This window comes from Leptolyngbya sp. AN02str, assembly GCF_050565595.1.
In the GTDB taxonomy this organism is placed as follows: Bacteria; Cyanobacteriota; Cyanobacteriia; order Elainellales; family Elainellaceae; genus Kaiparowitsia.
This window is the reverse complement of sequence record NZ_JBNXVR010000018.1, coordinates 1-14,871: the sequence shown is the minus strand read 5'-3', so window position 1 is coordinate 14,871 and position 14,871 is coordinate 1. Positions and strand designations below refer to the sequence as shown.

Annotated in this window: 6 protein-coding genes; 1 reads left to right on the top strand and 5 read right to left on the bottom strand. The window is 46.7% G+C overall.

What is annotated here, in order from left to right; genetic code table 11:
• Positions 1-22: 22 nt before the first annotated feature.
• Positions 23-733, bottom strand: coding sequence for a response regulator (locus ACQ4M4_RS14845; protein WP_430685279.1), 711 nt, complete (start codon positions 731-733; stop codon positions 23-25).
• A gap of 294 nt (positions 734-1,027) precedes the next feature.
• Between ACQ4M4_RS14845 and ACQ4M4_RS14840 the strand changes: the two genes are divergently transcribed.
• On the top strand, positions 1,028-2,170 hold the full coding sequence (locus ACQ4M4_RS14840; RefSeq protein ID WP_430685278.1) for a hybrid sensor histidine kinase/response regulator: 1,143 nt from the start codon (positions 1,028-1,030) through the stop codon (positions 2,168-2,170).
• A gap of 46 nt (positions 2,171-2,216) precedes the next feature.
• Here ACQ4M4_RS14840 and ACQ4M4_RS14835 read toward each other — a convergent pair whose 3' ends face one another.
• Genes ACQ4M4_RS14835 through ACQ4M4_RS14820 form a run of 4 tightly spaced genes read right to left on the bottom strand, consistent with a single transcriptional unit; the run spans position 2,217 to position 14,624 of the window.
• Entirely contained in the window at positions 2,217-7,718 is a 5,502-nt protein-coding gene (locus tag ACQ4M4_RS14835) for an ATP-binding protein (RefSeq protein WP_430685277.1), read from the bottom strand.
• Positions 7,715-9,346, bottom strand: a complete 1,632-nt coding sequence (gene mads7 / locus ACQ4M4_RS14830; RefSeq protein ID WP_430685276.1) for a methylation-associated defense system protein MAD7 — start codon at positions 9,344-9,346, stop codon at positions 7,715-7,717. The genes ACQ4M4_RS14835 and mads7 overlap by 4 nt, the downstream gene beginning before the upstream one ends.
• Entirely contained in the window at positions 9,343-13,575 is a 4,233-nt protein-coding gene (gene mads6, locus ACQ4M4_RS14825) for a methylation-associated defense system protein kinase MAD6 (RefSeq protein ID WP_430685275.1), read from the bottom strand. Before mads6 ends, mads7 begins: the two co-directional genes overlap by 4 nt.
• Positions 13,563-14,624 (bottom strand): hypothetical protein, encoded by a 1,062-nt coding sequence (locus tag ACQ4M4_RS14820; RefSeq protein ID WP_430685274.1) that lies wholly within the window; start codon positions 14,622-14,624, stop codon positions 13,563-13,565. Before ACQ4M4_RS14820 ends, mads6 begins: the two co-directional genes overlap by 13 nt.
• Positions 14,625-14,871: the final 247 nt, after the last annotated feature.

Below are 14,871 nucleotides of genomic sequence, written 5' to 3'. Positions count from 1 at the left end.
TAGTTTCCGCTATGCAAATTTTTTATTCGATCAGCCCTGCTCGCATTGCCAGTACCGCAGCTTGAGTGCGATCGCTGGCACACAGTTTACTGAGGATACTACGAATATGAACTTTAACCGTGCCAAGACTCATATAGAGTTGCTGAGCAATTTGGTTATTGGTGTAGCCCTGAACCATCAGTTCCAGCACCTCCAACTCTTTTTTCGTTAGAGGATCAGCCTCCAGAATGGTAGCTTGCTCCGAATCCAGGGCATTGATGGTTACAGTTTGAGGTTCATTCGTACTTGATGGTGGCGATGCAGATTGCCTAGCGTGCTTGAGGACAATGCGGGCGATCGCCGGATCAATCCAAGACTGTCCCTCAAAGGTCATATGGATGGCTTCCAGCAGCAATTCAAACTTAGTATTTTTGACACAATATGAATCAGCCCCTGCTGCAAAAGCCGCCAGCACCATTCTTTCCTGAGTGTAGGAAGTTAACATGATAAATCGGGTTTGAACATCTGACCCTGGAGGGAGAGCATTCCGAAACCTTTGCACGACCTCTACCCCATCAATATCTGGCAAACCGATGTCTACGATCGCCAGGTCAGGTTTCGTTTCTTGAAGTAGCTTTAACCCTGCAACCCCCGTCTCAGCATCTCCTACAACAGTGATATCCTGCTGTTCATTCAGAGAGCTGCGAATCCCGGTTCGGGTCAGGCTGTGATCCTCGACAATTGCAATTCGCATCGTTTCCACCATTCACCCGATCGTGACTACTCCTAAAGGCAGATAGATGCGAACCCTAGATAAAAAGCGGCATTGACAAGACGCAAAGTTTTGCTAAATTCGCTAGACTGATTTCTTTACATTGCTGTTCCCTCTACAGAGGTTTGCTTCTTTCTCTTGTACGTTTTTATTTCCCTGGGATGAAGGCTAAGGAAGCCTGTACCAAGCAGGCTTAGAGCAAGTTAGAAGCACAGGGGCATCGCCAGTTTGCCGTAAGTCTCACCGACAACCGACAAATAAAGCGTTGGATAAAATATGCTCTCAAAACCTTTAAACCCAACGACCAGGTTTGCTTCATCGGGAGCAAAACGCATTCTGCTGGTGAATGCCCTTCCTAATATCTTTCGTCCTATGCGATCGCTGCTCAGGAAACGGGGGTATCAAGTAGACAGCGCCCATAGCGGAGTAGACGCACTGATTCAGCTTGAACAATTTCCACCTGATTTATTACTACTGGATACAGCCACTGCTGATATAGACGGTTACGAAGTGACCCGACGAATTCGACGGAATGCTGAACTACCCTTTTTCCCAATCATGCTGGTAGCAGATCACAATCATGCCAGTGTGGTTAAGGGCTTAGCACTGGGCGCAAATGATGTCATCCGTCCTACAGTAAAAAAGCGAGAGCTATTTGCCAGAATCCAGTCGATGTTAAAACTGAAACACAGTATCGATGAGCAAATCAGGATTAATCAACAGCATGAAGACTTCATCGCTAGCCTGACTCACGATCTACGAACCCCGCTCATTGCAGCAGACCATATGCTGCATTTGTTACGTCGAGGTACTTTTGGTAAAACGTTGCCCGAAATGCGGGATTCTTTAGAGCAGGTTGTTCAAAGCAACCAAACTTTGCTAGAGATGGTAGATACTCTTCTGGAGATTTATCAGTATGAAGCAGGGTGCAAAAATCTTCACTTTCATAAGGTTGACCTCTGGGAATTAAGCCAAAGTGTTGTTAGAGAACTAACTCCTCTGGCTATGACTAAAGGCTTAGCGTTGAACCTAACCTTAGTAGGAGCCACTGACGAAACATCCTTGTGGGTGAGGGGCGATCGCTTGGAGCTTCGCCGCTTACTGACTAACTTGATCGGTAATGCCATTCGCTACACCGATGCTGGCTTAGTGGAGCTTCGCCTACGATATATGACCTGTGATTCTCCAGAAAATAGTTCTATCATCTTGGAAGTAGAAGATACAGGAATTGGTATCGCTCCAGAGGAGCAGGAGTTTCTGTTTGAGCGATTTAGACAGGGGAATCATCAACGTCGAGGAAATGGGCTGGGTCTTTATTTATCTCATCAAATCGTGGAAGCTCATCATGGAAACATCCACATTAAATCTGAGGTTGGCAAAGGAAGCTTGTTTACTATCCAAATACCAATCTTAGTTTGATAGAAAAATTATTTCTAGACCACAAGACTGCTCCAGTGTTAGAAAGTTATCTTAATGTTGCTCCCTCTACAGCAGTTTTAGTTCCTCCACCATGCCGAGTAACGCGAGGTCTAATTTGGATCTTCTGAGGGCGTTGGGTAAATCTTGGGTCAGTACTACGTTGTGCCCAAACCAGGGCTTCACCTGGAACCAGGGCAGAAACTTGATTCTCTGTGACATTATCTAACGCAGAAATCGCACCTTTGAGGTGCTTGAGCCATTGCGGAGAGGTCATACGATGGAGAACCAGGAGAGATGTCAACTCAATCACAGAACGAGGTACTGAGAGCGGATCTTGGCTAGCAATTACTACACTTGTAGCTTGATGGCGCATCTCGCGGATAATCTCTACAACTTGTCCAATCAATTCTGATTCAGTGATGTATTTGTGAGCTTCGTCAAAGACCATCATTTTGTTGAAGTCTTTCCCCATATATTTTGCTTGTGAGAATGTCTTCATGATGACTACAAATAACCCAAGGGCATCCTCTTTCTCAAGCCACTCGTCACGCAAATCAACAATTATTGTTCGTCCGGGTTTTAAAAGGTTACGAAGGTTAGCTTGATCATCGATATACGGCTCAGCAAGCCCGATTCGATCTTCAGCGAGCCGTCGTGTAGCAGGAGAGAGTTCAGCTTCTTCGATCTCTTGACGAAGCCTACCTAGTGTTAGACGATCGCGGTAGCGACGCATGATTGCAACTAGTTGTCGTACGTAAAGCGAATCATTACCAAAAGCTCCCAGAAGAAACTTCCAGCTGTCAGCTCCAAGTTCTGCTGAACTAAATTTGATGGGTTGCACTTCAATACTTGGATACTCCTGCCGACGCTGTTCTAGCTTGGACTCCGGGACAAGAAGTATAAGATCTCGTAGCCCTGCTGGTTGAGCTTGATATTCAGATTGAAGCCTTTGAACCTCACGAGTTTTGTTATTGGGGGCAATGGCGGCAAGAAATTCTGGTTCGTAAGTATCCGATTTGTGATAGTGAAAAATGACGGTTGCCAGAGGAGTCATTAGAGTATTGATTCCAGGCATAGATTGAGCACCCATTTCAGCAATAACTCCAAGAGTGTAGGATTTCCCAAATCCCTGTACTCCAAACAAACTAATCGTATTACATCCTGTTAGATCAACTGCTATACGAGCATTTGCGAACCGACCTAACAACCCGTATTGAGGAGTCATTTCTGTGCTCCCAAGCAAAATATCGGGTCGAAAACTTGAGGTTTCTGCTTCTAAATCTGGTTGAAGTACTTCGACTTGTGAAACTATTTCTGTTATGCTCAGCTCCTCTGCTACAGGAACTACTGTAGGAATTTCAGCAGCAATGCTTTCAACTGGTGAATCCGTAGAAAGTTCAAAAAATGTCTCATCTGATGTTGCCTTCACTGTAGTTAGGGGAGAAACATCTTCTCCTAGACCCGTTAAATCCTCAAGGCTATCAAATGTATTGACGCTATTTTGGGAACGATCGCGCTTAGGGGCATCAAAGAAACTACGGAGACTGTCTACTTCTGCATCTGAAAGAGTATTAGTAGATATGGAAGGCAAATCTGATCCACTATCAATTGACGATATATCTACTTCAGGCGAAGTTAGATTAGCAGCAGTTGGATTAAGCAATAGTGCTGCTGTATTGGGTCCAAAACGATGAACAGGAAAGCCAATTTCATCTTCGTCAACGTGATGACCAGATGTCTCTTGAGTGTAAACAATACCGCGAGTTCTGAAGTTAAGATGATATCCTTCTTCTAGTGACGAAATGAAGGGTTGAGCACGGATTACTTCGTCCTGAGAAAGTAGATCGTAGCGAAGTGAACGTCCAATATAAAAGCTCAGTAGCGAGAAAAATTCTTTGCATCGAATAAGGAAATCTGCTCGTGGGTGAGATAAGAAATCAGGGTCGAAAAGTCTACGTAATCTTTGAACTGTGTTATCAGATTGCTCTCGCATTTCTGCATAAAGCTGGACACGATCGCTCGCTGCAAGCGTACTTCGCAGCTTCACTTCAACAACTGTAATATCTATAGTGCGAGTAAGAGCATCTAGTGCCACAACAAGAAGATCAGCCCGACTTCGTGAAATATTCGTATCTGTTTCTGCAAACCATTCCTGATGTGCATCTATAGGAATAATGATTCGATCATTCAGAAGTTCGGCTTGCTCTAGCAGGAGTCGAGCAAGTAATAACCCCAGAACTTCTCGTGTTGCATTTAATCCACTAAATAGCCGAAGCGCTAACTTACCGGAAATGGAACGTAAAGTCTCCAGCACAAACTGTTCCTGCCCTACTGACAATTCAAGTCCTGCTACCCGAATTGCTGGTTGAACTAGAGCAATTAGCTCCTCAGTACAGCGTGTAGTAAGCAGTAGACGCTCTCCATCCCCACGAATAAATCCAGGTGAAAAGTCTAGAAGATATCCGGTATCAAGTTTAGTACTGGCACTATCAAAGTAATCCAGTCCTAAATTGCGATCGATGGTAAGCACTTGATCACTAATATCATGAATAGCACGAATAAGCCCCTGATCAATGCTGTCTAACCGAAGCGCAATGACTGGGCTACTGCTTATTCCATCACCACCGGCAACCGCTGCTTGAAGCCGCTGGCTCAAGCGAATGGTTTCGACCAAAAGGCGATCGCATGCATCAGACAAGTTTGGCATATCCGCGCGCAAGCCACGAATCCAGCCATAGGATGAACCACCAGAAGTTTCCAATTGAGTTTCTGCTTCATTAACCAGTCCATGCACAAATGAACCTCGGTCAAAACGGCTGGTTTCTCCCAAGCGACCATCTACTCGAAATTGCTCCAGTAGAATTGAGACGTGAGCCGTGAAATCGAAGGGGCGGCGCAAGAACTCTTCCAAAGTACTACGAGAAATGAGTAATTTGGGTTGCAAATGGCTGAAGGAACCGATCGTGAATTCATCGTCTTCAGCAACATGGCGCTCAGGATCGAGAAGTGCATCAAGTGCTTCCCCTGCACGATTGATATGTTCTGGCGAGGTCAGCAGATGAACGGCATAACGCAGTTCTGGCTGATATTGACGAAGACCTTTCGGTAATCCTTGTCGAAGTTTCTCTACCTCACGCAACATTTGGGCAATACGTTCACCATCGCCTGGATTGAAAACATTTATCCGCAACTGCTCAACATAGGGATGACGTTGCAGATAATCAAAAATTCGCTCAGCAAGCGTTTTGGGTTCCACTTCCCCCAATCGCATAGCAGTACGACGAATTCCAAGAAACGTCCGAACTTGCATTCGGATTAAGCTAATATCACTTCGATGTCCGTTCTGATCTGCTGGCAATAGCAGTGTCCAGAACGGAGTCAACAAGTCTTGCTCGATGTAAGGACGACCTCGATGATCGAACATTACAGAAGGCAAATTAGTCGGAAGAATACTATTTTCAAGGGTTTGCAATAGATAAACGGGATCTAGCACTTCTTGAGTGCGCTGCAAAACTGCCTCGATTGTTGATTCCCGATAGCGTGCATGTTGAAGATGCCAGAGCAAGCGAAGTGGATGGGTAGGCCCAATAATCAACCCTTTTCCTGGATCAGATGCATTAGAGTGCCAACGCAATTCTATGGTGTCAAGATGGGCAAGCAACTCAAGCCTGCCAGCTCGAGAGCGGCTATCTGGTTCTTGCAGAACTACTGCTGATAGCTGAAGAAACGCCTCAGCGTAAGCAAAGATTTCCTTTTCTATTGCTAGCAAATCACAAATTTCTACAATACCAACGCACATTTCTGGCTTACTGGCTAATCGACGTTTCTGATGTTGTTGGTTAATGCTCTGAAAAGCTGCTTCCCTTGCTACCAAGAACTTATCAAACCCAGTTAAATCGACTTGGTTATCTCTACTACGGTTCTCTACGGCAATATCAGCAACAGTACGAGCATTGCGGAGATTCAAGTGATATCCTCGAAGGTTCTGAGGATTTTCAAGAATAGTAAGCTCTATTTTTCTAAGCAATCCTGGCATTCGGACTGTTCTTCCGGCAGCCCCTGTCGTAGATAACTCAAAAAACACCTCCGATCGAGTAGCACCAGTACCAGGAGTATCCCATTCACCAGTTAATAACTCGAGTTTTGGCGATTCTTCTTTAGTTTTGCTCTGTGTAAGCAGCGCTTTACCTCGAAGCCCAAAGTAACAATCCATCAGTGAGTTTACAAATACAGCGCGCGGTTCATCGGGTGGATCAACCACAGTGCTTCCAAACACCACTAAAAAATTTTCAGATTCATTTTCTTTGCGCTCAGTGGCTTGAGATGGGTCAATATTCATTTGTTTAGTCAGCACCGCCCCATCTGCTCCATAAGCTTCAACACGAAGAAAATAAGTTCCTTCTGCCAAGACATTGCGGAGATCTGATGCTTTGATGGTTCGGTTAACCTTGGCATTCTTCTTCGGCTTTTGAAGGCTGTTTGACTCCCACAGAAGAGTAGGCACGTCATCAGTGGGTGAAAGAATTTGAAGCCGATACGTCTTCCAGGCTTCCACATCGCTGGGTCCCGGAATTGAGCGAAAGGATACCTTCAAAGTAATATTGCTGTCGAGATCCAGTACGGGTAAGGAGATGGTCTCTGCAAATCTATCAGGAGCCTGTTTAGGCAGTGCAAGCGGATCAAGAACGATGCGAACCTCGTCTGTGTTACCACTATCCTCAAAGGGCCACTGGTTAAATGACAAATCATACCAAGAGGGTTTAAGGGCAATATCCGCCATCCACATGCTTTCAATACCAACCATGCGATCGCGCAAATAGGAAAATAGTCGTGGTTGAATGCTTCCAGGCTGAAGTCGAAGTTGAGAAATACGCTCTTGTAAGGGATGGCGTAATTCTTGTAACGTGCTGACCGCTTTTTCATTACGAGTCAACCATTGAACCAATTGGGCAGAGTGGGAAAATAATCCAAAATCTGGAACCAATCCCAAGACGAATAGTGCTCCTCCAGCTGCCTCTGGTGTTCCACCATTATTGAGGACAGTCAGTAAGTAGCGCGCGACCGTGTCTTCATCCCGAATTACTCGCCGCTCTCGCAGTAGCTTCAAAGCTTCAATAACAGGTTTTCGGATTGATTCCGGCAGCTTAGCAATTAAACTGGCTACTACTTTCTCTGGAATAGCATTAAGTTGAATTTGCTGAAATGTAGCAATATCTAAAGAGTCTTCAGCAGCCGTGCGAAGTCCTGTCGGCAAAAAGACTAATAATGGACGCTCTTCACTATTACGAAGCTCAATTAGCTTCGTTGCAGAAGCCTCATAGGGATGTACGGATTGATCATTTGTGAGCGATCGCACTACCCAACGATCATTATCCTGGAGATCTGTGCAAAGGCGATGAATTACCCTTGAGGGTAAGTCTGTAACCCGCAAACGATGAAATGTGCCTGCTTGAGATAATGCATCCTGTAATACAGGTAGACATTCGTCAGCGACTAACTCATCTAGAGCAGATGGAGCAATGGGTTGAAGTGTTAGAGATAGAGTCATGGCGCAATGCGTTGGTCGATAGTATATCGAGGGCGAATAGTCTGGGCATTGAAAGCATCACTTAAATCGTCAAAGAACCCAATTTCACGTAATTGACGTTTTAATTGCCGGATATTTTCTCGGAAAGCGGAATGCTCAGCTAGGGTAGGTGAACCATCTGGATCACTTGTTCCTGCCAACACAAAGCCATACCGCTGCTCCAACCATTGAACAAAGGTATCAATCAAAATCGGCTCAGTGTAGTACTTTTTACGACCTCCTTCTTCTTCCCACTGAAGAACAGCCAGTTGGACAAAAACTTCGAGTATCCGTGCCCCAAAGTGCCATCGTCGAGGATTAGTCTTACTTTTACCTTGAACAAGAACACCATACTCGCCGTTTTTCTGAAAGAGTTTATCGAGCATCTGAATCAAATAATCTCGGTGAGCGCGATGCCGAACATGGCTAACCAATTCGATGTAGCGCTCAAAGGGAGACAATTCGAGGTTAAAAATTGCTATTTCCTCCGGTTTCATTTGCTCTTCCCCACGGGTATTTTCACTCCGGATTTGATCGAGCAGTGCTTCAAAGAAACCATCAAAGGAGGCTGGAGGATCAGCAAGAATACTCATCACCTCAGCAGGCGAATCTTTTGAGGATAAGCCTTTACTATTGGCATATCGAAGGAGTTGATTGACAACAAAAATTGAGCGAATCAATTCTGTTAACCGTCCATACTCTGCTGCTGCACTATCCTGAGCCAAACGAGCCATACGGGAGCGGAAGTCGTTTCCCATGTCCACTACAAAACGCTGATTATAAGGACACTCCCTGAATGGTTGTTTAAGGTTGCCATAAACTGGACAATTGCGGCAAGCCTCATGAGATTGTTTATCTTGAGTCCATCCAGCTAATTGACGAGCCAGCCTCAGCGTATATAGCCCTGTATGCAGTCCCAAAACCGCCTTCAGGTACTCAATCATCACCGCTCGCGGTACTACATCTCGATACACTAACAACCGCTGAACATCATCACACAAGACTCTTGCCTGACCAATGCAAACCGGCGGATATTCGGCGACTGGGTTGCCTGAAGAATGGAGATCTCCTAAATCCTCAACTAGCTTAAGAACCGTGAGAGTCTCCAGATCAAGTCGGGTTGTTTTGTCATATTGCCCGCTGCCTGGATCTCGCCCCCGATCAAGATATTCTTTTAGTTCACTGACGGTTTTTTGTTCCCCGTGAGCGAGACAGGCGTATAGGTGGTCAGCAACAAAGTAATCCCGACACCGTTGCGCAATCCGAATCTTGGCAGCATCAATATGTAACGGACGCAAAGAGGCGATCACTTCTGTATCTGCACCCTTACCCCGATTCACTACGTCGAATACATCGCTTTCCAGCCATGCCTGAGCCACAGCAGCATATTCTTCAAAACCCTGGTTATTAGGACTTTGAGCAAGCTTCTCACGGTGATGTCGAACCCGATCGAAATTTGCTGGAGGGCGAGATCGGGACGCGGGACGGGAACCATTGCATCGCAGCAGAATAAACAGGTTGACCAATACCCGATCAAGCTCCACAGCTTTAGGATCTGGATAAAACACTTTAGGGTTACGGAACTCCTGATCTTCTGTACGCAATTTCATGGCGTTCCTCCCACATTTTCAATATCACGCGGCTCAATCTGCAAGGAAACCTGACCCGAAGCAGATGAATTGGCACTAATTTGATAAAAATGCTCGTCATCCTCAGTCACAAGCACTGAGGTGTAAGGTAAGTGCAACAAGGCATTACGGAAGATGACCAGATTGACAAACAGCCCACCCATATCGTTTGTATTAGGGCGATAACCGTGTCGAACCATTTCTAGCATTTCTAATAAATCTAAGGAAAGCCGCAGTGAAACCTGACCAATTTCAGCATCGTTCGACCGGAGAGTTACTGTATCTGGGGCAACTTCTAAATAAGGCATAACCGACGATCGATCCTCTACGTGCAAAGCAAATCGAGATTTGGGAAATAGGCGAAAGCTAAGAGCAGAGGCGTTTCGTACTTGGGACGCACGAAGACAAATAAACTGCCGACGGACAATAGGATGGCGAACTCCTTCTAATAGGGAAATAGCCTCAACAATACAATCCTTGAGCCGTTCTCGTTGTTCAGTCGTTTGTGCCTGTAGATCTGCAAGGGTAACTCCTTCCAATAGTTCTAACGCTTGATAGGGCAGCATTTTACGCCAACCTTCATCCCGACGCTCGAAATAAACTCGTCGTCGCAGCGATCGCAACAATTGCCGTTGTCCATACAGGAGCGCAACTAAATCATCAGTCTCCGTCGAACTGGGGGTGCGATTTCGTAGAGCAGTAAACACCTCGTCCACGTACAGGCTTCTCCCCTCAAAGATTAGCCAGGGAACCGCAGTTTCAGGATCAAACGCCAATTTTCGATCAAGGTCAGGAGTATCGACTTGCCCAACATCTGCCTCTCGCAACAGCCGCACCAGGCGATCTTCTGTAACCTGAATTCCGGACTGGTTGAAAGCGGAGTTATCTTGCTGGGCAAAGGCTTCTGTGTAGGAAAGACGAATCAATACTTCGGTGGCATCTTCTGAACCCAGAATCCGGGCAACATCCTCACAACCGTGATCACGTAGCAGCAGATAGGACAAAGCAGAACGCAAATCTCGCATCGTAACGTGCTGTTGACGGCGGAGATGAACCACTTCAAACAACCGTCGAATTCTGGCTCTGACCAACGGACCTGAAGACGTATCACTCAAGGTGTCAGCATTTGCCTTCAAAGGACACCGCTGTTTGAGACTACACGCTTCACACGGTGCCCAAATCTCTGGTTTGAGCATCGCTTGCAATTGCTGCTCCATTAAGGAGCCTGATCCACCTGCCGCGATCGCTCTCAAATTCAAATTGACGACCAGCATTCCCTTGGGTGGATTTTGCCCATTCAGGAAAAACCCCAGTACGGCACGGCGCAATCCTTCAAACTTATTGCGGAGTGGGGAATGGTCTAGGAAATCGCGCAGGCGACCTTCGTTGATTGCAATAATACGGGCGTGCTGTTTTGACAAACCCGCCAGAGAATTTCCCTTAAAGGGCACCAAAAAATTAGCAAGTACCGCATCATTTTCGATGCTGCCTTCATCCTGCGATCCATCGTAATTAGACGCATAGGTGATGCCGTCATAAATCCATTCAGCCCCATTACCAGAGGAAAGACGGTCTAGGGTTGCACCTTCCTGTTCAAACCGGGCTTCCAACTGCTGAAGAAAAGCGGTTTTGCCATCTCCCGCATTGCCTGTCACAATGACGAGCCGGAACTGTCCATCTAAAATGGCTGGAGTCAGAGCCGTATCCAATTTAGTTTGAACGTAGGTGAGACGGGCAATATCATCTAGCCCTCTGGTGCCAGCATTGGAGCGTCGCGCCTGACTATAAAGCGTGAGCAACCGAGTCACGTAGGGATTGTAGTCGGGTCGTCCAACTTCATCCGATTCCAGGTTCAGGTCAGCAAAGTTAGTACTTGGAACAGGTAAGGTTGCTGCATGGAGGATGGGGAGTTGTTGCAGGGCTTCCCGCATCTGTGCGGCAGTCTGAAATCGTTGGTTGCGAGCGGGCTTGACAGCTTTTAGGAGAAAATCAGCAAATTCCTGGCTAATGCTAATTTCGGGTGCGATTTGCCTTGGATCGTAGGGAGTCCCATTGCCTGGTGTGTTGTTGGCATACGGGTGACGATGGGTGACTAATTCGTACAGCACTACACCCAGCGAGAAGAGATCAGCACTGGGTTCCCACTCCGGTTGTCCCCGATCGGGTGCCCAATAGCGAGGAGTGCCGCCCCGCCCGACTGCATTTTCAGCCACAACAGCAATATTAAAGTCAATCAGTTTGGGATTGCTGCGCTGATCCAGCAGGATATTTTGGGGCTTGATGTCTCGATGTAGAATGCCGCTCTGCCTGAGCAACTCCAACTCATCCGCCTCATCAGCCGTCAGCGTTTTTTTCTTAAGCTGATTAATCCGGTCAGTTTTAGGGTGGATAGCATCTAAAGCATCCAGCAAAGCCAAGACAATCCGCTGAATTTCCGAAAGCGGCAGAATTTTGGAGCCATCACAGTAAGGAGTCAGCGGCTCACCATCAATGAATTCGGAGAGAATATACGGGGTATTGTCGGGAGGTGGAAGGCGGGAGAGCCATTTAATCGCAGCAATATTTTTATGTTGAGGCAACATATCCCCTGTCCCAAACTCCTGGAACATGACTTCTGCTTGTCCCTGATCTTTCAACACCTTCATGGCGTAGTATTTGCCCTGAACGACGTGCTGTACTTTATAAACGGTTGAGAAGCTGCCTTCCCCCAGCCTAGACTCAACTTTGTAGTAGCTGGCAATAATGCTGCCTTCGGTAAAAGAAATGGGTTCTGGCTCTTGCGTCGATTCGGTGGAAGGGATGCTCACCGCTGTTGTGCCTTGCAGCACCTGATTCAGCATATCCAGTGCATCCTGAGCCGTAGGACGGGCATTAAAATCATCAACACGGAGCAGATCGAGAACCAGTTGATCAATTTCGGGGGGCACGTTGCCGCGCACATCGGATGGAAGCTGGGGCGGTACGCCTGAAGCGGCGATCGCTTCCTCAGATTTAGCAAAAGGTGGATTGCCTACGAGCAGCTCGTAGAGGAGCACCCCAAAGCAATACATATCGGACTTGGTACTGAAATCATAATCAACCGGATCTGCCAATTCGGGCGGGAGATAGGCTTCGTTGCGGGTCTTGGTGGCAGCAAAGACAGTAGCAGCGCTACCCCGTTTGAGATAAGCCCGATCGAAATCCGTCAGATGGGGTTTTAGATCAAAGCCGATCAGGATGGTTTCTGGACAGATGTTGCGATGGACAATGGTTTTTGCATGGACTGCCACCAGCGCGTTGGCAATTCCGGCGGCGATTTCCAACCGTTCCCGGACAGTCAGTTGAGGGCGAGAGGAATTATTCAAATAGCCGTGGAGGGTGCCAAATTCAGACCATTCGGTGACTTCATAAAAGCCAAATTCATTCGGCAATTCATCAAATTGCAGCACCCGCAGCAGGTTAGGATGGGAGCCAATTTGGGCAACTGCTTCTGTGGGGCGACGAATGACATTTAGTCGTTCTTTAGATTCGGCTTCTGAAAGCTGGGGCGAGAGGTTCCAGATTCGCACTCGATATTTGCTGTTGTCGGTAATCAGGGCATGGTGAGCCAGGTAGGTCTTGGCTCCGCCTTCTTCTTCGTGAAGCATGTCAACCAGGTTATAGCTGCCGACTTTTTTTCGAGGGGCACGGATGCGCTTACCCCAAGATCCCTGAATAATGCGAACCAAGGTTTGCTGATCGCTCTGGGAAAGGCTCGCGCTCGTGACCCCAATGCGTGCTGGTTCTTGCAGGAATTTAAGGGATTGGCTCAGCGTCAGGCAATGTTGTTTCCAGCCTCCGGTAATTTGAATTCGAGTGGCATCGGGCAGCACATAAAGCGGGGAAACTCTGGCTCGTTGGGCAGGTGCGCCTAGAAAGGATTTCAGAACCTTACATTTGATCTCTAGCAAATCCATTGGTTTGCCAAAGGCATGACGATCGTTGAGCAACCATTCCCAATCATCCCCCGTGAGCCGCCCGTACCATTCTTTACACTCCACCACATAAATGGCATGGGGAGCCAGCACCACAATATCCATTTCGTAGGCGTTGCGTTCTGGTCCCTGCTTCAAAATGAAGTTGGGCAAAAGATAGTATTGCTTGGGCAATTGCCGCTGAAAGGTGTCTAGCACCGATTGCTCAAACTTATTGGGTGGTGTTCCCCCTGGAGGGCTATCAATTATGCGAGCCATTCAGGTAACACCTCCTCTTCAATGATCCGAACTGCCTCTTTTTCGGCATTGGCTGCTGTGACACGAGCTTCCAGCGCATTCTTGACGTGAGTGTTGACTTGTTGTGCTATCGATGAGTCAAGTGTAGGAACTGGTAAATTCTTCACTAGGTCTAACCGCATCATAGGAATGCTATTCCCAACCGCAGAAGTTCTCAAAAGACGCAAGCCTATTGAAGTAGACAAGAAAGCATAAAGCTGAAGGGCATACTCTGGGAGTATGTGTAATCGGACTGCATCTCCAGTAATTGCAACTTTAGCCATTTCTGCTGTGGCGATGGTCACTTTGCCAAATAATGCCCCTTCAGTAAATTGACCACGGCTTGCGATCAGCAATGTATTTTCTGGTACAAGTAAGCCTGAATCTTGCTGTTTTGGTGTCGGAATTCTGAATGGTATTGGTCGGATTAAATGGAGGTCACGTTGTGACCAAAAGTCAATACCGTATGGAGGTTGACAACGAGTACGAGAAGATCTAGGACCATATAGCAATCCTCCAGGCTGAATAAAATCACCTAGCCTAGCGGTCCATCTCTTTCTCAAATAAGATAATGCCCTGCCAGTAGAAGCATAAGTCCATCCCGTCATTGTAGGCAGTTCACCATCCCAAAGAGCACAACGCGCCCTTCTCTCTTGGCACATGGCGATCGCCTCTTGCATCTCTGGCAATGCTTCTAAACACAATCGACCAAATTGAGCCTCTCGCACATATCGTTCTCGCTCATTAACAGTGATACGAATCAAGTCAGCAATTTTTTTTAACGTGGTGTCATCAGCTAAGGGTATTGGTAGAGCTAGTAATAAGTCGCTACTGATGCTAGGGACAGAAGATCCATACGCACAAGAATGAACCATCCTGATGCCAATTTTTGAACAAAGGAAAGCGTATGTGTATAGAGCTGTATCTAAATCATCAACCGGGGATAGCCGCAGAATATGTGGACTAACGATTTTACCGATTAAGCGTTCATCCGCAATGATGGAGCGTCCAAATAAATTGGTTTCTTCCATTTGACCAGCACCGGCAATAAGCACTTGCCAACGATGGATTCGATGCTCCTCTAAATTACGAATAGCTTCTCCCCGGATAAATCTTCCTTCAGGTTCAGCAGCAAATATGTCAGCTTGAGTAACTAGGGTTTGCTGAAAAAAGCAGCAAAGGTTTACAGTGCCTAGTTTTCAAGCGAGATCAAGTCTGCTAAAGTGCAAAGAAAAAGTGTAAAACCTCTCAAAAACCTTGCACGAGCTTGCCGATGTA

Bases quoted from the DNA above. Each gene is read 5' to 3' on its own strand.
- ACQ4M4_RS14845 (WP_430685279.1), bottom strand. From the start codon at position 733: ATGCGAATTGCAATTGTCGAGGATCACAGCCTGACCCGAACCGGGATT.
- ACQ4M4_RS14840 (WP_430685278.1), top strand. From the start codon at position 1,028: ATGCTCTCAAAACCTTTAAACCCAACGACCAGGTTTGCTTCATCGGGA.
- ACQ4M4_RS14835 (WP_430685277.1), bottom strand. From the start codon at position 7,718: ATGACTCTATCTCTAACACTTCAACCCATTGCTCCATCTGCTCTAGAT.
- mads7 (WP_430685276.1), bottom strand. From the start codon at position 9,346: ATGAAATTGCGTACAGAAGATCAGGAGTTCCGTAACCCTAAAGTGTTT.
- mads6 (WP_430685275.1), bottom strand. From the start codon at position 13,575: ATGGCTCGCATAATTGATAGCCCTCCAGGGGGAACACCACCCAATAAG.
- ACQ4M4_RS14820 (WP_430685274.1), bottom strand. From the start codon at position 14,624: ATGGAAGAAACCAATTTATTTGGACGCTCCATCATTGCGGATGAACGC.